This is a genomic window from Actinotalea sp. Marseille-Q4924 (assembly GCF_916618755.1).
Classification (GTDB): Bacteria; Actinomycetota; Actinomycetes; order Actinomycetales; family Cellulomonadaceae; genus Actinotalea.
Genome location: NZ_CAKAKB010000004.1, coordinates 211,310 through 230,461 on the forward strand (window position 1 = coordinate 211,310; position 19,152 = coordinate 230,461).

The window sequence follows — 19,152 nt, forward strand, 5'->3', positions numbered from 1 at the left end:
GGCGCCGTTCGTCGTCAGGGAAACCGGCGGACCGCCCGCCCCGCGCCCGGTAGCCTGAGCAGGTCCCGTCCGCCGACACGACAGAGGTCCCAGTGCCCACCGGCAAGGTCAAGTGGTTCGACGCCGAGCGCGGCTTCGGTTTCATCGCCAGCGAAGACGGCGACGAGGTGTTCCTGCACGCCTCGGCGCTGCCGGCCGGCGTCACGGCCCCGAAGCCCGGCACGCGCGTCGACTTCGGCGTCGCCGACGGCCGCCGCGGACCGCAGGCCCTGTCCGTCAAGGTGCTCGACCCGCTGCCGTCCGTCGCCAAGGCGCACCGCAAGCCCGCCGACGACATGGCGATGATCGTGGAGGACCTCATCAAGCTGCTGGACAACGTCGGCAACGGCCTGCGCCGCGGGCGCTACCCCGAGAAGGGTGCGGCGTCGAAGGTCGCCACCCTGCTGCGCGCCGTCGCGGACGACCTCGAGGCCTGATGCCCACCGCCACGAAGGACGCCGTCCTGGTCTCCGCCGTCGACCTCGCGCGCGCCGCCGCGGTGGAGGAGGCCGGCTCGCCCGACCTCGTCGGCGAGCACCTCGGCCTCGTCGTCGAGGGGGAGCGCCTCGTCTCCCACCGCTTCGCGACGACGGCGCTCGGCCAGCGCGGCTGGGAGTGGACGGTCACCGTCGCCCGCGTCCCGCGCGGCCGGACGCCCTCGGTGTGCGAGGTGCACCTGCTGCCCAGCGACGACGCCGTCCTCGCCCCCACGTGGGTGCCGTGGTCCGAGCGGATCCGGCCCGGCGACCTCGGTACCGGTGACGTCCTGCCCCGCCTGCCCGACGACGAGCGCCTCGACCAGGGGTACGAGGCGGTCGGCGACGCCGACGCCGACGAGCTCGCCGTCTTCGAGCTGGGCCTCGGGCGTCCGCGGGTCCTGTCGCGCACCGGTCGCTCGGAGGCCGCGGAGCGCTGGTACGCCGGGTCCCACGGCCCCACCGCCCCGCAGGCCATCGCCGCGAGCGCGCCGTGCTCGACGTGCGGCTTCCTCCTGCTCATGGCGGGGTCGTTGCGGACGGAGTTCGGCGTCTGCGCGAACGACTGGTCCCCGGACGACGGCAAGGTCGTGAGCATGGACCACGGGTGCGGCGCGCACTCGGAGACGGACGTGCCCGACGGGCCGAGCGACTGGCCGGACCCGCCGTCGGAGCTCGAGCCGCTCGAGCTCGTCGACCTGGCGACGGTGCCTGGCCCTGTCGCGACGGAGGCCGCCGTCGAGGAGCCGGCGCCCGTCGACGAGACCGTCCCGGACGAGGAGCCGGTGCCCGCGGACGAGGCCGTCCCCGCCGAGGAGCCGACGCCCGCGGACGAGACCGTCCCCGGCGAGGAGTGACCGAGGACCCGTTCGGGACCGGCCGTCTGCGCGAGGCCGTCCTGGCGGCCTGGACGGCCCAGCCGGCGCGGTTCCGCGAGGACGCGAACGCCGAGGAGGACCACGCCCGCGGCGGCTACCGCGACCGCGTCGTCGTCGAGCTGGCCCAGAACGCCGCCGACGCCGCGTCGCGGGCCGGTGCGGCGGGAAGCCTCCTCCTGCGTCTCGTCGACCACGGCGACGGCGGCCTGCTGCTCGCCGCCAACACCGGCGCGGCGCTCGACGCGGAGGGCGTCGCGTCCCTCGCGTCCCTGCGCGCGTCGGCGAAGCGCGACGAGGGGACGGCCGGCGCTCCCGGCGGCGTCCCGACCGCGCCCGTCGGGAGGTTCGGCGTCGGGTTCTCGGCCGTCCGGTCCGTCGCCGACGACGTCGCCGTGGCCAGCCGCGCCGGCGCCGTCCACTTCTCGCTCGCGCGCACCCGCGACGCGGTGGCCGGCACGGGCGTGCTGGGCGACGAGCTCGCCCGCCGCGGGGACGCCCTGCCGGCCCTGCGCCTGCCCTGGCCCGGCCCCCTCCCCGCGGGCGAAGCGGCGGAGGCGCGCGACCTGGTGGGCACGGACGGTGCCCCCGTCGGCGCATGGGACACGGTCGTCGTGCTGGTCCTGCGGGACGCCGCCGCCGTGAGCGCCGTGCGGGTGCAGCTCGAGGACGTGGCGGACCCGCTGCTGCTGGCGCTGCCCGCCCTCGGCGACGTCGTCGTCGAGGCCGACGGAGCGGCCCGGACGGTGCGCGACGTGCGATCGCGGTGGGTCGTCGCGACGCGGACCGGTGCGGTCGGGCCGCGGCTGCTCGTGGACCGGCCCGTCGAGGAGCGCGCCCGGACGACGTGGTCCGTCACGTGGGCGGTCCCGCGCCCGTCGACGCGGACGTCCTGGGCGCCGGTCGTCCACGCGCCGACGCCCACGGACGAGCCGTGCACCGTCCCCGCCCTCGTCCTCGCGACCTTCCCCCTGGACCCCTCCCGCCGGCACGTCGCGCGCGGGCCGCTCACCGACGTCCTCCTCGAGGAGGCGGGCCGGACCTACGCCGACCTCCTCCTCGCCTGCCACCGGGACGACGGCGCGCCCGACGTGCTCGACCTCGTCCCCGGCGGACTGCCGTCCGGTGCGCTCGACGCCGCGCTGCGGGCGCAGGTCCTCGCCGCCGCGGCGGCCGTCCCGGTCCTGCTCCCGGCCGACGGCGGCCCGGCCCTCGCGCCGCGGGACGCGGCGGTCCTGGCGGGCCCGGCCGGCGACGACCCCGACCTGCTCCCGGTGCTCGGCCGACGCGTCCCGCGGCTGGTCCCCGCCCCGACCCGGCACCGCGCCGCCCTGCGTGCCCTCGGTGTGGAGGAGCTCGACGCGTCCGACGTCGTGGAGGCCCTGCCCCCGCTCGACCCGCCGGAGCACCGGGGCCTGCTCGACGCGGCGGCCGGCGCGGAGCCCGCGGTGCTGGAGGCCCTCGCGACGCTGCTCGTCCCGCTCGCCGACGGTCGGCACGTCCGCGGCGCCCGTGGGCTCACGGTGCTGGACGGCGCCGTCGACGACGACGTGCTGGGTCGCCTCGCGGACTGGGGGCTGCGTGTCGTGCACCCCGCCGCCGCCCACCCGCTGCACGAGCGGCTCGGCGCGGAGCGGCTGACCGTCACGGACCTGCTGCGGCACCCCGTGCTGCGCGGCCACGTGCTCACCGGTGACGACGAGGAGGCGACCGCGGACGTCCTCCTCGCCCTGCTGGACCGGGTCGCGGCCGACGGCGGTGCACCGCACGCGGAGGCCTGGTGGGGCGAGCTGCTCCTGCCCGCCGACGACGGCGAGCCGTCCCCGGCGCGCGGCCTCGTGCTGCCCGGGTCGGACGCCGGGCGCTGGTTCGCCGCGGACGTCCTGCCGCCGGTCGCCGACGACGTCGTGGCGCGCTGGGGGCGCGTGCTGGCCCTGGTGGGGGTCCGGACGGGCCTGGCCGTGGTCGACGTGCCCGTCGAGGCGTACGACGCCTTCCTGCCCGCCGGGGACGACCCGCACCACGGCGCCCCCCACGACGACCTCGCGCTCGTCCTCGACGCCCTCGACGGCTGGGAGGACTACCTGGACGAGGTCCGGCCCGCCGCCGGCCCGCAGCGCGCCGTCGCCGACCTGGACGCCGTCGTCCCGGCCGCGTGGCCGGAGGTCCTCCGTGCCCTGGCCACCGCGGCCCGACCGGCGCTGCTGGACCGCGTGCGCGACGCCGACGGCGCGCCGTGCCCCACCTACGTCGCCTGGTGGTTGCGGACGCGCGCCGGGCTCGGGCTGGAGCGCCCCTTCCGCGGCGAGGAGGCGAGCGCCGGCCCGCTGGACGCGCTCCTGCCGCGACCGCCGGGCGCCGTCGTCGGGCTGGACGGCGAGGTGCTGCGCGCGCTCGGTGCCGTGGGCGCGCCGGAGGACCTCGGTGCCGACGACTGGGCCGAGCTGCTCGCCACCCTGCCCCTGGACGGGGAGGTCGAGCTCGCGCTGGCGGTGCCGATCTGGCGCGCCCTGGCCGGGCTCGCCGCCGGCGACCCGCAGCTGGACCTCGAGGTGGACCGGGTGCCCGCGCTCGTGGGCGACGGCGAGGTACGGACCGTGCCCGCCGGCGACGTCGTCGTCGTCACGCTGGCGCAGGCCCAGCACCCGGCCGCGCGGCCCGCGGTCGTCGTGCCCGGCGCAGCGGTCGAGGCGCTCGCGGACGCCCTGGGGGCCGACGTCGCGGCGGACCGCTTCGACCTGGAGGTCGACGACGACGGCGTGGCCGGCCCGGTGCCCGACGCCGTCCGGGCGGTGTTCCCGACGGCGCCGGCCGTGTGGGTCGAGCACGAGGACCTGCGGGTCGGCGGGGCGTCTGTCGCCTGGTGGGTCACGGCGCAGCCCTCCCCGGTCGTGCACGCCGCGACGACGGACGGGCTGGCGGACGGACTGGCGGAGGTCGTCGGGCGCCGGCACCGGGACCGGCTCGCGCGGCTGCTGTCCGACCCGGACGAGCTCGCCGCGGTGCTGCTGGAGACGGCGGCCGAGGACCTGCCCGAGCGCTGATCAGGTGCGCGAGCGGTTCCGGCGCTCCCACAGCAGGGCGAGGCCCCCGAGGCCGATGCCGGCGGCGCAGATCCACGCGATCCGCGGTGCCACCTGACCGCTCGCCGTGAGGACGAGCGAGACGAGCAGCGCCACCGTCCACAGGCCGATGCCCGCGAGGAAGACCGTGCGCAGGTCCAGGTGCACGGGCTCCAGCCGGCTCGGCTCGAGGAGACGGGGGCGCCGATCGGTCACGGTGCGAGCCTAGTGCCGGGTGTCCTCGCGCCGGCCGCGGACGATCACACGGCCCCCCGCGATTTCTGGGACCCTCTGCGCCATGACGCAGACCGCGACCACTCCACGGCAGGGGCTGCTCGGCTCCGTCGACCGATTCTTCAAGATCACCGAACGGGGCTCGAACTACCCGCGCGAGCTGCGCGGCGGTCTCGTGACGTTCTTCGCGATGAGCTACATCATCGTGCTCAACCCGTTCATCATCGGCGGCGTGCCCGACGGGACCGGGGCGTTCCTCGGCGGCGGGTCGGAGCCGAACTTCCCGCTCGTGGCCGCGGCCACCGCGCTCGTCGCGGGCGTCCTGTCGATCCTCATGGGCGTCGTCGCGCGCTTCCCGCTCGCCCTCGCCGCGGGGCTCGGCCTCAACGCGTTCGTCGCGTTCTCGGTTGCCGTGCTGCCGGGCATGACATGGGCGGACGCGATGGGTCTGGTCGTGCTCGAGGGCCTCATCATCCTGGTGCTCGTCCTCACCGGCTTCCGGGAGGCGGTCTTCCGCGCGGTCCCCGTCGAGCTCAAGCTCGCCATCAGCGTCGGGATCGGCCTGTTCATCGCGCTCATCGGCGTCTTCAACGCCGGTCTCGTGCGCATCCCCGCGAGCCTGGCCACGCCGCTCGAGCTCGGCCAGGACGGGTCGCTGGCCGGCTGGCCCGTCGTCGTCTTCCTGCTCGGGCTGCTGCTCATCGCGGTGCTCATGGTCCGGCGCGTCAAGGGCGCCATCCTCATCGGCGTCGTCGCGGCGACCGTCCTGGCCGTCGTCGTCGAGGCCGTCGCGGACCTCGGGACGCGCTCGGCGGAGAACCCCGGCGGGTGGAGCCTGGTCCAGCCCTCGCTGCCCGGCTCGGCCGGTGACGTCGTGTCCCAGCCCGAGTTCAGCCTGCTCGGCCAGTTCTCGCTGCTGGGCTCGGTCGAGAAGATCGGCATCGTCGCGGTCGTGCTCCTCGTCTTCACGCTCATGATCGCGGACTTCTTCGACACGATGGGCACGATGGTCGCGATCGGCGCCGAGGCCGACCTGCTCGACGAGAACGGCAACCCCCCGAACACGCGCCAGATCCTCGTCGTGGACTCGCTCGGCGCGGTGGCGGGCGGCATGGGCTCCGTCTCCAGCAACACCAGCTACATCGAGTCCGCCGCGGGCGTCGGCGACGGGGCGCGGACAGGCCTCGCCTCGGTGGTCACCGGCGCGCTGTTCCTGCTCGCGACGCTCTTCGCGCCGCTGGTCAACATGGTCCCGTACGAGGCGGCGACGCCGGCGCTCGTCATCGTCGGGTTCCTCATGCTCATGCAGGTCACCGGCATCGACTGGAAGAACTACGAGATCGCCATCCCGGCGTTCCTCACGATCATCCTCATGCCGTTCAGCTTCTCCATCGCCGTCGGCATCGGGGCGGGCTTCGTGTCGTTCGTGGCCCTCAAGATCGCCGTCGGCAAGGCGCGCCAGGTGCACCCGCTCATGTACCTGTCCGCGGTCCTCTTCGTCCTGTACTTCGCGATCGAGCCGATCGAGGACGGGCTGCGGAGCATGGGCGTCCTGGGCTGAGCCGCTCCTCCCTCCGGCCGGGCGTCCTCGCCCGGTCGGAGGTCACGGGTGCCCCGGTGACGCAGGCCCTAGGGTCGTGCAGGTTCGACAGCACTGGTGGGTGGAGGAAGGCGTGACCATGCGCATCTCGGTGATCGGCTGCGGGTACCTGGGAGCGGTCCATGCCGCCTCCATGGCCCACCTGGGTCACGACGTCATCGGGGTCGACGTCGACGCGGCCAAGGTCGAGCAGCTCGCGCGCGGCGAGGCCCCGTTCTACGAGCCCGGGCTGCCGGAGCTCTTGACGTCCTCCTTGGCGACCGGCCGCCTGACCTTCACGACTGACATCGCGGCCGCGGAGGGGGCGCAGGTGCACTTCGTGTGCGTCGGGACGCCGCAGAAGAAGGGCGAGTACGCCGCGGACCTGAGGTACGTCGACGCCGCCGTCCAGGGCCTGCTGCCCCACCTGCGTGCGGGGGACGTCGTCGTCGGGAAGTCGACCGTACCGGTCGGGACCACGGAGCGCATCGCCGAGGAGGTCGCTGCGACGCAGGTCGGCGCCACGGTGGTGTGGAACCCCGAGTTCCTGCGCGAGGGCTTCGCCGTGCAGGACACCCTGCACCCGGACCGGATCGTCTACGGCCTGCCCGACGGGGAGACCGGCGCGCGCGCCAAGGACCTCCTGGACGAGGTGTACGCGACCCCCATCGCGGAGGGGATCCCCGTCGTGGTGACCGACCGCGCGACGGCGCAGCTGGTCAAGGTCGCGGCCAACTCCTTCCTCGCGACGAAGATCTCCTTCATCAACGCGATGGCCGAGCTGTGCGAGGCGACGGGCGCGGACGTGACCCAGCTCGCCGACGCGATCGGGCACGACGCGCGGATCGGCCGCCGGTTCCTCAACGCGGGCCTCGGCTTCGGCGGGGGGTGCCTGCCCAAGGACATCCGCGCGTTCATGGCCCGGGCGGGAGAGCTCGGTGTCGACCAGGCCCTGTCCTTCCTGCGGGAGGTCGACTCCATCAACATGCGCCGGCGCGTGCGCACCGTCGACCTGGTGCGGGAGGTCTGCGACGGCTCGATCGTCGGGCGCCGCGTGGCCGTCCTCGGGGCGGCGTTCAAGCCGGACAGCGACGACATCCGCGACTCCCCGGCGCTGAGCGTGGCCGCCCAGATGGGTCTGCAGGGCGCGCACGTGGTGGTCACCGACCCGCAGGCGCTCGGCAACGCGGAGCGCATGTGGCCGGACCTGCGCTACGCCGCCACGGCGGACGAGGCCGCGAAGGAGGCCGACGTCGTGCTGCTCGCGACGGAGTGGCCGGAGTACCGGAGCCTCGACCCGCACGCGTTCGGGAACGTCGTGGCGCGCAAGGTGATCGTCGACGGTCGGAACGTCCTGGACCCCGTCGCGTGGCGCGCGGCCGGCTGGGTGTACCGGGCGCTCGGTCGGCCCTGAGGCGACGCCTCCGGTGCAGACGGAGGTGCGTGACACCCGCGCCGCCCTGTCGCGGCAGGGCGATGCACCGCTCCGGACGTGCCCGAGGTCACCCCCTGTCCGCAGGTCATGACCTTCGGTAATGACCTAGGATCAGGGGGTGCCCGTCCCTGCCGCCGACCGCGAGTCGTCCACCACCGCCCCGGCCCGCCCGCGCGCCACCGAGTGCCGCCCGGCGCCGCTGGCGAGCGAGCTGCGCGTCGCCACCACGCACCTCGTGCGGCGGCTGCGGTGGGAGCGCAGCTCCGACGCGATCACCGACGGCCAGTACGGCGTGCTGGCGGCGTTGTCCACGAACGGGCCGATGACGCCCACGGCGTTGGCCGAGGACCAGCACGTCCATCCGCCGCCGATGACGCGGACGATCAACGCGCTCGTCGAGGCCGGCCTGGTCCGCCGCGACCCGCACCCGAGCGACCGGCGCCAGGTCCTCGTCTCCATCACCGATGCCGGTGAGGCCGAGGTGCGCGAGACCCGCCGTCGGCGGACCGAGTGGCTCGCGCAGCGCCTGGCCCGGCTGACGCCCGAGGAGCGGGAGACGCTCGCGCGGGCGGCCCGGATCCTGCGGACGGTGGTGCAGCCGTGAGCCCCACCTTCGCCTCCCTGCGCTTCGTCAACTACCGGCTGTGGTTCGCCGGCGCGCTCGTCGCCAACATCGGCACGTGGATGCAGCGCGTCGCGCAGGACTGGCTGGTCCTCACCGTCCTCACGGACGACTCCGGCGTCGCGGTCGGCATCACGACCGCCCTGCAGTTCGCGCCGATCCTCGTGCTGTCCGCCTACGCCGGCCTGCTCGCCGACCGGATGGACCGCCGCAAGCTCCTCATCGCCACGCAGGTCGCCCAGGGCGTGCTGGCGGCCGGGCTGGGTGTCCTCGTCCTCAGCGGCGCGGCGCAGCTGTGGCACGTCTATGTCTTCGCGGCGCTGCTGGGCTGCGTCTCGGCGATCGACGCCCCCGTGCGCCAGACCTTCGTGGCGGACATGGTGTTGCCGGACCGGCTGTCCAACGCGGTGGGGCTCAACAGCGCGTCGTTCAACGCGGCCCGCCTCATCGGGCCCGGCCTGGCCGGCCTGCTCATCGCCGCCGTCGGCACCGGCTGGGTGTTCATCATCAACGCGGTGACGTTCGCCGCGACGATCCTCTCCCTCACGCTCATGCGTCGCGGCGAGCTGCACGCGCGCGAGCGCACCAAGCGCGGCAAGGGTCAGATCCGCGAGGGCATCCGGTACGTGCGGGGCCGCAGCGACATCGTCGTGGTCATGGTGGTCGTCGGCGTGGTCAGCACGTTCGGCCTGAACTTCCAGCTGACCAGCGCGGTCATGGCCCGCACCGAGTTCGGCCGGGGCCCGCAGGAGTACGGGATCCTCGGCTCCGTGCTGGCCATCGGCTCGCTCACCGGTGCGCTGCTCGCCGCGCGGCGGGAACGCCCCCGGGTGCGGCTCGTCGTCGGTGCGGCCTTCGGCTTCGGCATCTCGACCGGTGTCATGGCACTCATGCCGACCTACGAGCTGTACCTGCTCGCCTGCATCCCGGTCGGCTTCGCGTCCCTGACGATGATGACGGCGGCGAACACCACGCTCCAGCTCTCGACCGACCCGGCGATGCGCGGGCGCGTCATGTCGCTGTACATGGTCGTCTTCCTCGGGGCGACGCCGGTGGGCTCGCCGATCATCGGGTGGATCGCCGAGACGTTCGGCGCCCGGTGGGCGATCGGCATCGGCTCGGTCAGCGCGCTCGTCGTGGCGTCGGCGGCAGCCGTGTGGGCGAAGCGGCACTGGAACCTCGAGGTGCGCTACAGCCTCAGCGAGCGGCCGCACCTGCAGGTGACGTACCTGGACGGTGAGCCGGAGGAGGAGTCCTCGGCGGACCGCCGGGCACGCCAGGACGCCGCCCGCGAGATCGAGGCCCAGCAGGCGAGGGACCGCGCCTCCGCCGCCTGACCAGCACCCCCACCCCCGTCCAGCCCGCCACTTTCCTCTCGCCCCACGTGCTGACAGTGGCGGTCTGGACGCGAAGTGGCGGTCTGGACGGAGGGTTCTGGGCGGGCCAAGTCAGGCCGGGCGGGTCTCGGCCGGTGTCCGCAGCACCGTGCGCAGGCCGAGGGCGACGGCGGTCGCTCCGGCGACGAGCAGCACCGGCACGAGCAGGAACGCCGTGTGCGACCCGAAGGCGTCGGCGAGGGCGCCGAGCAGGAAGGGCGCCAGCCCGACCGCGATCCCGGTACCGACGGTCGACGTCGCCTGCGCCTGGTCGGGCCGGTCCGCCGCGTGCTGCAGGACGAGGGACACGGCGAGCGGGTAGTGGGCTCCGTACCCCAGACCGGCGACGACGAGACCGAGCACGGCGACCCCGGGACTGGTCGCGGTCCACAGGATCACGAAGCCGACCGCCGCCACCGCGTACGCGACGAGGAGGAGCTTCTCCGGCGCCTTGCGCAGGGAGAGCGGCCCCACGACGAGCCGGGCGGCCGTCATCCCCGCCACGAGCGCGGAGACCGTCGCCGTGGCCACTGACGGCCCGGCCCCCGTCCGCGACACGACCAGCTCGGCCGCCCAGAACGTCGTCGAGAACTCGATCGCCACCCCGGCGAGCATGGCCGCCCAGAAGAACCAGAACGCGCGCGTGAAGCCGGGGCCGCGCAGCCGGCCTGCTGCGGTCGCACCACCTGCCACCGGGCGACTCCCACCGTCGGGTGCCGGCCCGTCCGCCGCGGCGACGACGACCGCGCCAGGACCGGCGACGGCCGCGACGGCGACCCGGCGGGTCGCCGTCCCGTGGCCCAGCGCGCCGGTCCCCGGCAGGCGGAGCACACCGATCGCGAGGGCGACGGTCAGGAGCACGACGACGGCGACGGCCGGGCGCCACGACCAGCCGGCCGCCACGGCCGCGCCCACCGCGAGCGGCGCGACGAGCCCCACCCCGGACCCCATGGCGTTGGCCTCCGTGACGACGGCCGCGCCCGCGGGGCCGTGGTGCCGGGCCAGCGCCGGCTGCGCACCGGAGATGAGGAAGCCGCCGCCGATGGCCGCGACCGCGACGGCGCCGATCGTCTGCCAGGGAGCCGAGCCCAGCAGGAGCGCCACCACCCCGACGACGAGCGTCCCCGCGCCGACGAGCACCTGGATGCGCCGGCCGAGCCGCACCGCGAGCGCGGAGCTCATCGCGCCGGCGATGACCGTGCCCGCGGCCATGCCCGTGCCGTGCAGCCCGGCGAGCGCCAGGCTCGTGCCCTGCTCGGCGGCGATGAGCGGGACGGCGGGCCCGAAGCCGTAGAGGAACCAGCCCCACGTGACGAAGGTGCCGTAGAGCGTGACCGTGAGGCGGTCGCGCCGGACGCTCGTCATCCCAGGCGCTCGACGACGTGGTCGACGCACGCGGTCAGCGCCTGGACGTCCGCGGGCTCCACGGCCGGGAACATCGCGACCCGGATCTGGTTGCGCCCGAGCTTGCGGTACGGCTCGACGTCGACGACGCCGTGGCGTCGCAGCACCGCGCAGACCGTGGGCGCGTCGATCGCCGCGTCCAGGTCGACGGTGCCGACGACGGCGCTGCGCAGCCCGGGGTCCGTCACGAACGGCTGGGCCCAGTCGCGGGCGTCCGCCCACCCGTAGAGGTGCTCCGCGGACTGCGCCGTCCGCGCCGTGGCCCAGGGGAGGCCGCCGTGGTCGAGCATCCAGTCGAGCTGGTCCGCGAGCAGCACGAGGGTCGCGACGGCCGGCGTGTTGAGGGTCTGGTCCGCGCGGCTGCTGGTGATCGCGGTCGTCAGCGACAGGAACTCCGGGATCCACCGGCCGGACGCGCCGATCGCCTCGGCGCGCGCGACGGCCGCGGGGGAGAGGACCGCCAGCCACAGGCCGCCGTCGGACGCGAAGGACTTCTGGGGTGCGAAGTAGTAGGCGTCGGTCTGCGTCAGGTCGACCGACAGGCCACCCGCGGCCGACGTCGCGTCGACGAGGGTCAGCGCGTCGTCGTCGGCGCCCGTGCGGCCCGGGCGGGTGACGGGCACGGCCACCCCGGTGGACGTCTCGTTCTGGGGGTAGGCGTACGCGTCGACGCCGGCCTCCGGCTCGGGCAGGACCGCCGAGCCCGGCTCCGCGGTCCGCACGGTCGGCTCCGCCAGGAACGGCGCGCTCCGGACCGCGGTCGCGAGCTTGCCGCCGAACTCCCCGAAGCTGCACAGCTGCGCGCGCTCGCGGACCAGGCCGAGGGTCGCGACGTCCCAGAAGGCGGTCGAGCCACCGTTGCCGAGGACCACCTCGTAGCCGTCGGGCGCGCCGAGCAGCTCGGCGACCCCGGTCCGCACGCGGCGCACCAGGGAGCGGACGGGCGCCTGCCGGTGCGAGGTGCCCAGGACGGTGCGGCCGACTGCGGCGAGCGCCTCCACCTGCGCCGGGCGGACCTTGGACGGGCCGGAGCCGAAGCGGCCGTCCACCGGCAGGAGCGCGGAGGGGATGACGATGTCGGTCGCGTCGGCCACGCGCCCACTGTAGGGGTGCTCGCGAGGCGGGGACCGGGCGGTCCGGCCACGTAACCTTGGGTGCGGACAGGGGGCCGTAGGGGGACGAGCGGGAAGGACGGAGCACCGCGTGAGCGACCTGATCGACACGACCGAGATGTACCTGCGCACGATCTACGAGCTGGCGGAGGAGGGGATCGTCCCCCTGCGCGCCCGCATCGCGGAGCGGCTCGGGCACTCCGGGCCCACGGTGTCGCAGACCGTCGCGCGGATGGAGCGCGACGGCCTCGTCGTCGTCAGCGGTGACCGCCACCTCGAGCTGACCGAGGAGGGCCAGGCCAAGGCGACGCGGGTCATGCGCAAGCACCGGCTCGCCGAGCGCCTGCTCACCGACGTCATCGGGCTCGAGTGGAGCTACGTCCACGACGAGGCCTGCCGGTGGGAGCACGTCATGAGCGAGCGCGTCGAGAAGCGGCTCATCGAGCTGCTGGGCCACCCGCGCCACTCGCCCTACGGCAACCCGATCCCCGGACTGGCCGAGCTCGGGGACCACCTGCTGCCCGAGGGCTTCCTCGACGGCGTCGTCTCGCTCGTCGCGCACGCGCGTGCCGTGCCGGGGGTCAGCGAGGTCGTCGTCGGCCGGCTCGGGGAGCCGCTGCAGACCGACACCGAGCTCCTGCAGCGCCTCGTGGGCGCGGGGGTCCTCCCCGGTGCGGTCGTGCGCGTGGAGGTCGTCGACGGGATGGTCGCCGTCGGCGCGCCGGGCGCCGAGCTGGTGGTCGACCTGCCGGACGACGTCGCACGGCACGTCTTCGTGTCGACCGCCGACACGACCGCTGCGTGAGCTGAGACGTATGTCACATCGGCGGTCCCTGGTGCCGCCGGGCGGCGGTCGTGCGTCCCGCCCCACGAGCCGTCGCACCGCCCCCGACGCCGCACTCGGCCCGTTCTCCTGACCTGGGGACCCGTCCGGCGATCTACCTGCCCTTGACCTCCCGTACTCCTCGTGATGGATCGAGCCTCGGCGGCCGTCGCCGGGACCTCGGTCCCGTGCGCCCAGGCTCCCTCCGTGATCGTTCCGAGACACAACGGTTGCGGCCGTGACCGGAGCGTGACATCGCTCCGAATGACCGGGTACATTCGCGGTGCTTCGAGGAACCCTCCTCCGCGAAGCCCCCGAGCGGAACGCCGAGTCCTGCCGCCGCCCGGGGCCCCTCACGACATCACGGCAGGAGCGGGGGAACCACCAACGGGCACCACACGGTGTCCTCGGGGTGAAGCCGCAGGACCGTCCTCGGACGGGAGCGCGGCCGGGTGATCTCCCACCCGAACCCGACAGCTCACCTCGTAGGCGTCCGGAGAGGTATTACGTGACCGCTACGCCCCAGCGAGCCCGCCACCGCGCGGCCCGCCGCCCCTCGACCCCCCTGGACGACCTCGCCGGCAACCTGGCGACCGTCAGCCGCCGCTCCGCCGTCGTCGCCGCATCGTCCGGCCTCGTCATGACCATGGCGCTCCCGGCCTCCGCCGCCCCGGCCGACAGCCCGGCGAACGCGGTCCCCGCCGTCGACGTCAGCGCCCTCACCGCCGAGGCGCGCGCCGCCCTCGCGACGGCCCCCGCCGTGTCCGTCCCCGCCGACGCGGCGTGGACGTTCAAGGCGCCGCAGATCCAGATCACGGCCAACCCGGAGCCGGAGCCCGAGCCGGAGCCGGAGCCCGAGCCGGAGCCGGAGCCCCGCCGGACCGAGAGCACGTCGCGGTCCGCCGAGCGCGCCGCTGCCCCGGCCGCCGCTGCCCCGGCCCCGGCCCCGGAGAAGCCGGCCGCTGCCATCCCCGCGAGCGGCATCGGGTCCGCGGTCATCGAGGCCGCTGCCCGCTACGTCGGCGTGCCGTACGTCTCGGGTGGCACGACGCCCGACGGCTTCGACTGCTCCGGGTTCACGTCCTACGTGTACGCGCAGGTCGGCATCACGATCCCCCGGACGTCCGCGGAGCAGCGCTACGCCGGCACGGTCGTCCCGGCGGACCAGCGCCAGCCGGGCGACCTCATCTGGTCCCCTGGCCACATCGGCATCTACGCCGGTGACGGCATGCAGATCGACTCGCCCCGCCCGGGGAAGACCGTGCAGTTCCGGTCGATCTGGCAGACCAACCCGATCTACATCCGCATCGGCTGACGCTCGCAGCACCGACCGAGAGCCCCGGACCACGACGGTCCGGGGCTCTCGGCGTGCCGGGCGTCGCGGGTCGGCGTGGGGCGTCGCCCACCCGTTCACCGACGCCTCCTGAGCCGTTCGCGAGGCACCGCGACCTCGCGCCCGGTCGCGCAGTACGCTGGCCCCGCTCCACCAGGCGGACCTGGCAGCCGGTCAGGTCCCGGTGCGCTGGTCCCGGAGGCTGCCGTGCTACGGACGACAGACCGAGTCACGACGGGCGCCGGCGCGCGCCTGGACACCCTTGCCGCCGCGATCCACGCGGCCCGCGAGGAGGCCGACGACGCCGCGGGGGGTGAGCATCCGGCCCCACCGTTCGACCCCGGCGGGCTGCCGCGCGCGCTGGTCCTCAACGCGAGCCGCGAGCCGCTGTGCGTCGTCGGCGTGCACCGGGCGGTGTCGCTGGTGCTGGCCGGCAAGGCGGTCGTGCTGGAGTCGGACGGCCGCGTGCTGCGCTCCGAGCGCATGGCGCTGCCCGTGCCGCACGTCCTGTGCCTCACCCGGTACGTCCACGTGCCCTACCGCCGGTCGGTGACGCCGACGCGTCGGACGGTGCTCGCGCGCGACGGTCAGCGCTGCGCGTACTGCGCCGGCCCGGCCGACACGGTGGACCACGTCCACCCGCGCTCGCGCGGCGGTCGCCACGTGTGGACGAACGTCGTCGCGGCCTGCTCTCGGTGCAACCACCGCAAGGCCGACCGGTTGCTGTCCGAGATCGGCTGGCAGCTGCTCGTGACGCCGACGCACCCCCGTGGGCCTGCGGCGGTGCTGGGTGCCTCCGTGCGCCCGCACCCGTCCTGGATGGCGTACCTGGCGGCGTAGCACCGCACCCGCGGGACACTCCGGAGTCGGAAGTTCCCCCGGTACGGTCGTGGCATCGGCAGACTGTGGGCAGGGGCGACCGGAGGGAGGCACCATGACCGGGAGCGACGTGGTCCTCGTGGGTGTGGACGGCTCGGCGCCCAGCCTGCGCGGCCTGGACTGGGCGGCGGCGCACGCCGCGGCGCACGGCCACCGGCTGCACCTCGTGTGCGCCTACTCGATCCCCTCGTTCAGCACCGCCGCGCTCGACGGCGGGTACGCCGCCCTCGACGACACCGCCATCCAGCAGGGCGCACGCGCCGTGCTCGAGGAGGCGGAGGCGCGGGTCCACCGCAGCGGTGTCCCGGTGACGTCCGACGTCGCGACGGGCGACGCGGCCGCGGTGCTCATCGAGCTGTCGCGCGGGGCGGCGACCGTCGTCGTCGGCACCCGCGGTCGCGGCGGGTTCGCGGAGCGGCTCCTCGGCACGGTGTCGTCCGCGCTGCCGGCCCATGCGCACTGCCCGACGGTCGTCGTCCCGTCCCGTCAGCACGCCAGCTCCCGGGGCGAGCCGGTCGCGGGCGGTGCGCCGGTGCGACGGATCGTCGTCGGTGTCGACGGCTCGCCCGCGGCCGAGGCGGCGCTCGAGCACGCGATCGTCGAGGCGGAGACCTGGGGGGCGGAGCTCACCGCGGTCGCCGGCGTGCCGATGGGGACCGGCTCCGGGCTGCTGGCCTGGCTGCCCGCCGCCCAGGACCACGAGCAGGTGCTGCGCGACGTCGCCGAGGGGCTGGACGTCGTCGTCGACCGGGCCCTGGCCGGGCACCCGGGGCTCCAGGTCCGTCGGCACGTCCTGGACGGCACCGGCGCCGCCCTGCTCACCGAGTTCTCGACGGCCGTCGACCTCGTCGTGGTCGGGTCGCGTGGCCGTGGCGGGTTCGCGGGGCTGCTGCTGGGCTCCACGAGCCAGGCCGTGCTCCACCACGCCGTCTGCCCGGTCATGGTGGTCCGCGTGCCGGCGCGCGACGACGAGTGGTCGCCGACGGACGTCGGTCGCCGCTGACGTCAGGACGTCGTGCGGGGTGTGTCCGGGCGGCGGACCAGGGGGGTGAGCACGATGGTCGAGCGCGTGCGCAGCACGAACGGCTCGGCGGCGATGCGCTCGACGACGGTGTCGAGGTGGCGGACGTCGTGGGCCCGGACGTGCACGAGCGCGTCCGCCTCGCCGGTCACGGTGCTCGCCGCGACGATCTCGGGGTAGCGCTCGAAGGCCTCCCGCATCGTCGCCGGCCGCGTCGCGCCGGTGCAGTAGACCTCGACGTGGGCCTCCGTGGCCCAGCCGAGCGACGCCGGGTCGAGCCGGACCGTGAAGCCGTCGATGACACCACGGGCCAGCAGGCGGTCGACGCGACGCTTGACCGCCGGGGCGGAGAGGTTCACGACCGCACCGATCCGCGCGAAGCTCGCGCGGGCGTCGAGGCCGAGCTGGTCCAGGATCGCCAGGTCGGTGCGGTCGAGCAGCGGCGCGTCCTCGGGCATGGGCTCAGCATGCCCGAGGACGCGCGGTGTGCGGCCTCCGCACGGCTCGGCGCGGCGCCGCCGTGGGCGTTCGCCCCCTCACGCCGGTCGCGGCCGGGAGGCGTCCGACCCTCCCGCCCGTCCGGGCCGGGAGGCGTTCGACCCCTCCCGCCGGCCGCGGTTCTCGACGTCTCGGCGATCGGCGTCGCAGAAACGTCGAAGAGTGCGACTGTCAGCAGGCGATCGTCAGGAGGGCTATCCGTGGAGGGCTGGGCTCAGCGGAGGGCGTCGGCCAGCTGGTCGAGGGCCCAGTCGAGGTCCTCGAGCGACACGACCAGGGGCGGGGCGATCCGCACCGTCTGCCCGTGCGTGTCCTTGACGAGGACGCGCCGCTCGAGCAGCCGCTCGCTGACCTCGCGACCGGTCCCGCGAGCCGGGTCCACGTCCACCCCGGCCCACAGCCCCGCGACGCGGTAGCCGACGAGGAGACCCTCCTCGACCATGGCCACGAGGCGGTGCTCGAGGTGCTCCCCGAGCTCGCGCGCCCGCGCCTGGTGCTCGCCGGTCTCCAGCAGGTCCACGACGGCCAGCGCGACGGCGCAGGCCAGGGGGTTGCCCCCGAACGTCGACCCGTGCGTCCCGGGCGTCAGCACCGCCAGCACGTCCCGGCGGCCGACGACGGCGCTCACCGGCACGACGCCGCCGCCGAGCGCCTTGCCCAGCGTCACGAGGTCCGGCTTGACGCCCGCGCGCTCGCACGCGAGCGTCGCGCCGGTGCGGCCGAGGCCGGACTGGATCTCGTCCGCGACGAAGAGCACGTCGTGCTCGTCGCACAGCGCCCGTACGGTCGCGAGGTACCCCTCCGGGGGCACGATGACACCGGCCTCGCCCTGCACCGGCTCGAGGAGCACGGCGACCGTCGTCTCGTCGATCGCCGCCGCGAGGGCCGCCGCGTCGCCGTAGGGCACGACGCGGAAGCCGGGCGCGAACGGGCCGAAGCCGCTCCGGGCGTCGTCGTCGGTGGAGAAGGAGACGATGGTCGTGGTGCGGCCGTGGAAGTTGTCCGCTGCGACGACGATCGTCGCCTGACCGTCCGGCACGCCCTTGACCTCGTAGCCCCACTTCCGGGCCGTCTTGACCACCGTCTCCACGGCCTCGGCTCCCGTGTTCATGGGCAGCACAAGGACGCCGTCGGGCGCCGCGAGGAGCGGCTCGAGGAGTCGAGCGAGGCGGGTGGCGAACGGGGCGAGGAGGTCGTGGTCGAACGCCCGTGAGGTGAGCGTCAGCCGGTCGAGCTGGGCGTGCGCGGCCGCGACGAGGTGCGGGTGGCGGTGACCGAAGTTCAGCGCCGAGTAGCCGGACAGCAGGTCCAGGTACTCGCGCCCGTCGGTGTCCCGGACCCACGCGCCCTCGCCGGAGGCCAGGACGACGGGCAGCGGGTGGTAGTTGTGCGCGAGGTGGTCGTGCACGGTGCCGTCCGTCTCGGAGGTGTGCTGGACGTCGAGGCTCATCGGGACTCCCGGATCTCCAGGGTGCAGCACTTGGCGCCGCCGCCGCCCTTGAGCAGCTCGCTGGTGTCCACGGCGTGCGGCTCGAACCCGCGCGCGCGCAGCTCGGCGGCGAGGTCGACGGCTCCCGGGGCGAGGACCACGCGGCGGCCGTCCGAGACGGCGTTGAGGCCGAGGGCGTCGGCGTCACGGTCGGTCGCGATGATCGCGTCGGAGTACATCGCGGCGAGGAGGGTGCGCGACTCCTCGGAGAACGCCGCCGGGTAGTAGGCGACGAGCGGGTGCGACGCGTCGCTGTCCAGCACCGCCAGGGCGGTGTCGAGGTGGTAGTAGTGCGGGTTCACCAGCTCCAGGCTGACGACCTCGCGGCCGACCAGCTCCGCCAGCTCGCCGTGCGAGGCGCGGTCCGTGCGGAAGCCGTAGCCGGCCAGCAGGACGTCGCCGACGGCGAGGATGTCGCCCTCGCCCTCGTTGATCTCGCGGGCGGTGCGGGTGGTGAAGCCGGCGTCGGCGAACCACTGCTCGTAGGCCGGGCCCTCGGGGGCGCGCTCGGCGTAGCGGAACCGCGCCGAGTACACGACGCCGTCGACGACGGTCGCGCCGTTGGCCGCATAGACCATGTCGGGCAGGCCCGGGATCGGGTCGATGAGGTCCACCGCGTGGCCCCAGTCGAGGTACGTGCGGTAGAGCGTCTCCCACTGCTGGACGGCCAGGTCACGGTCGGTGAACCGGGTGACGTCCATCCACGGGTTGATCTCGTAGCTGACGGTGTAGTGCTCCGGCCGGCACATCAGGTAGCGGCGCGGCGTGCTGGCGCGCTCGACGGTGGCGGTCGCGGTGAGGGTCTCGGTCATGCGGGCGTCCTCCGGGTCTCGGGGGGCACTCGCGGCGCAGCGCCGGGTGGTCGCCGCAGGCCGTCTGGTGCTGTGTCGAGGCT

17 protein-coding genes and 1 riboswitch are annotated in these 19,152 nt (G+C 75.0%); of the genes, 11 read left to right on the forward strand and 6 right to left on the reverse strand.

The window, feature by feature from the left end; all coding sequences use genetic code 11:
* The first annotated feature begins 92 nt into the window (after nt 1-92).
* The 3 genes from LG379_RS13770 to LG379_RS13780 are packed head-to-tail and all read left to right on the forward strand — an operon-like array spanning nt 93 to nt 4,434.
* The gene (locus LG379_RS13770; protein ID WP_225755161.1) at nt 93-476 is read left to right on the forward strand and encodes a cold-shock protein; all 384 of its coding nucleotides are present in this window, start codon (nt 93-95) and stop codon (nt 474-476) included.
* On the forward strand, nt 476-1,372 hold the full coding sequence (locus LG379_RS13775) for a DUF3027 domain-containing protein (RefSeq protein WP_225755162.1): 897 nt from the start codon (nt 476-478) through the stop codon (nt 1,370-1,372). The genes LG379_RS13770 and LG379_RS13775 overlap by 1 nt, the downstream gene beginning before the upstream one ends.
* On the forward strand, nt 1,369-4,434 hold the full coding sequence (locus LG379_RS13780) for a sacsin N-terminal ATP-binding-like domain-containing protein (protein ID WP_225755163.1): 3,066 nt from the start codon (nt 1,369-1,371) through the stop codon (nt 4,432-4,434). Before LG379_RS13775 ends, LG379_RS13780 begins: the two co-directional genes overlap by 4 nt.
* Here LG379_RS13780 and LG379_RS13785 read toward each other — a convergent pair whose 3' ends face one another.
* Nucleotides 4,435-4,668: a DUF2530 domain-containing protein gene (locus tag LG379_RS13785; protein ID WP_225755164.1), complete on the reverse strand. Its 234-nt coding sequence runs from the start codon at nt 4,666-4,668 to the stop codon at nt 4,435-4,437. It abuts the gene before it with no gap.
* Between the two features lie 82 nt (nt 4,669-4,750).
* On the opposite strand from LG379_RS13785, the gene LG379_RS13790 reads away from it, so the two are divergent.
* The 4 genes from LG379_RS13790 to LG379_RS13805 all read left to right on the forward strand — a co-directional run bounded on the left by LG379_RS13790 (nt 4,751) and on the right by LG379_RS13805 (nt 9,659).
* Nucleotides 4,751-6,247 carry an NCS2 family permease gene (locus LG379_RS13790; RefSeq protein WP_225755165.1) on the forward strand — a complete coding sequence of 499 codons (1,497 nt, stop codon included), beginning with the start codon at nt 4,751-4,753 and terminating at the stop codon, nt 6,245-6,247.
* A gap of 118 nt (nt 6,248-6,365) precedes the next feature.
* The gene (locus LG379_RS13795) at nt 6,366-7,679 is read left to right on the forward strand and encodes a UDP-glucose/GDP-mannose dehydrogenase family protein (RefSeq protein WP_225755365.1); all 1,314 of its coding nucleotides are present in this window, start codon (nt 6,366-6,368) and stop codon (nt 7,677-7,679) included.
* Nucleotides 7,680-7,818: 139 nt separating this feature from the next.
* The gene (locus LG379_RS13800; protein WP_225755166.1) at nt 7,819-8,304 is read left to right on the forward strand and encodes a MarR family winged helix-turn-helix transcriptional regulator; all 486 of its coding nucleotides are present in this window, start codon (nt 7,819-7,821) and stop codon (nt 8,302-8,304) included.
* Nucleotides 8,301-9,659, forward strand: coding sequence for an MFS transporter (locus LG379_RS13805; RefSeq protein WP_225755167.1), 1,359 nt, complete (start codon nt 8,301-8,303; stop codon nt 9,657-9,659). The genes LG379_RS13800 and LG379_RS13805 overlap by 4 nt, the downstream gene beginning before the upstream one ends.
* Before the next feature lie 111 nt (nt 9,660-9,770).
* Here LG379_RS13805 and LG379_RS13810 read toward each other — a convergent pair whose 3' ends face one another.
* Together LG379_RS13810 and serC are read right to left on the reverse strand one after the other, a co-directional pair.
* Nucleotides 9,771-11,063 carry a sugar MFS transporter gene (locus LG379_RS13810; RefSeq protein ID WP_225755168.1) on the reverse strand — a complete coding sequence of 431 codons (1,293 nt, stop codon included), beginning with the start codon at nt 11,061-11,063 and terminating at the stop codon, nt 9,771-9,773.
* Nucleotides 11,060-12,196 carry a phosphoserine transaminase gene (gene serC, locus LG379_RS13815; RefSeq protein WP_225755169.1) on the reverse strand — a complete coding sequence of 379 codons (1,137 nt, stop codon included), beginning with the start codon at nt 12,194-12,196 and terminating at the stop codon, nt 11,060-11,062. Before serC ends, LG379_RS13810 begins: the two co-directional genes overlap by 4 nt.
* A 109-nt stretch (nt 12,197-12,305) precedes the next feature.
* Between serC and LG379_RS13820 the strand changes: the two genes are divergently transcribed.
* From LG379_RS13820 to LG379_RS13835, 4 genes are all read left to right on the forward strand, one after another.
* Entirely contained in the window at nt 12,306-13,019 is a 714-nt protein-coding gene (locus LG379_RS13820) for a metal-dependent transcriptional regulator (RefSeq protein ID WP_225755170.1), read from the forward strand.
* Nucleotides 13,020-13,383: 364 nt separating this feature from the next.
* Nucleotides 13,384-13,543: riboswitch (cyclic di-AMP (ydaO/yuaA leader) on the forward strand.
* A gap of 2 nt (nt 13,544-13,545) precedes the next feature.
* Entirely contained in the window at nt 13,546-14,352 is an 807-nt protein-coding gene (locus LG379_RS13825; protein ID WP_225755171.1) for a C40 family peptidase, read from the forward strand.
* A gap of 225 nt (nt 14,353-14,577) precedes the next feature.
* On the forward strand, nt 14,578-15,210 hold the full coding sequence (locus LG379_RS13830) for an HNH endonuclease (protein ID WP_225755172.1): 633 nt from the start codon (nt 14,578-14,580) through the stop codon (nt 15,208-15,210).
* Between the two features lie 94 nt (nt 15,211-15,304).
* Nucleotides 15,305-16,252, forward strand: a complete 948-nt coding sequence (locus LG379_RS13835; RefSeq protein ID WP_225755173.1) for a universal stress protein — start codon at nt 15,305-15,307, stop codon at nt 16,250-16,252.
* A 2-nt stretch (nt 16,253-16,254) separates the two neighbouring features.
* Here LG379_RS13835 and LG379_RS13840 read toward each other — a convergent pair whose 3' ends face one another.
* From LG379_RS13840 to ddaH, 3 genes are all read right to left on the reverse strand, one after another.
* Nucleotides 16,255-16,728, reverse strand: a complete 474-nt coding sequence (locus tag LG379_RS13840; RefSeq protein WP_225755174.1) for an Lrp/AsnC family transcriptional regulator — start codon at nt 16,726-16,728, stop codon at nt 16,255-16,257.
* Nucleotides 16,729-16,982: 254 nt separating this feature from the next.
* Entirely contained in the window at nt 16,983-18,218 is a 1,236-nt protein-coding gene (gene rocD / locus LG379_RS13845; protein ID WP_225755175.1) for an ornithine--oxo-acid transaminase, read from the reverse strand.
* Complete coding sequence (ddaH, locus tag LG379_RS13850) at nt 18,215-19,069, reverse strand: dimethylargininase (protein ID WP_225755176.1); 855 nt, start codon at nt 19,067-19,069, stop codon at nt 18,215-18,217. Before ddaH ends, rocD begins: the two co-directional genes overlap by 4 nt.
* Between the last annotated feature and the right edge of the window lie 83 nt (nt 19,070-19,152).

Excerpts from the sequence above, each read along its gene's own strand:
- LG379_RS13775 (WP_225755162.1), top strand. The coding sequence starts at position 476 with ATGCCCACCGCCACGAAGGACGCCGTCCTGGTCTCCGCCGTCGACCTC.
- LG379_RS13790 (WP_225755165.1), top strand. The coding sequence starts at position 4,751 with ATGACGCAGACCGCGACCACTCCACGGCAGGGGCTGCTCGGCTCCGTC.
- LG379_RS13795 (WP_225755365.1), top strand. The coding sequence starts at position 6,366 with ATGCGCATCTCGGTGATCGGCTGCGGGTACCTGGGAGCGGTCCATGCC.
- LG379_RS13810 (WP_225755168.1), bottom strand. The coding sequence starts at position 11,063 with ATGACGAGCGTCCGGCGCGACCGCCTCACGGTCACGCTCTACGGCACC.
- LG379_RS13835 (WP_225755173.1), top strand. The coding sequence starts at position 15,305 with ATGACCGGGAGCGACGTGGTCCTCGTGGGTGTGGACGGCTCGGCGCCC.
- LG379_RS13840 (WP_225755174.1), bottom strand. The coding sequence starts at position 16,728 with ATGCCCGAGGACGCGCCGCTGCTCGACCGCACCGACCTGGCGATCCTG.
- rocD (WP_225755175.1), bottom strand. The coding sequence starts at position 18,218 with ATGAGCCTCGACGTCCAGCACACCTCCGAGACGGACGGCACCGTGCAC.
- ddaH (WP_225755176.1), bottom strand. The coding sequence starts at position 19,069 with ATGACCGAGACCCTCACCGCGACCGCCACCGTCGAGCGCGCCAGCACG.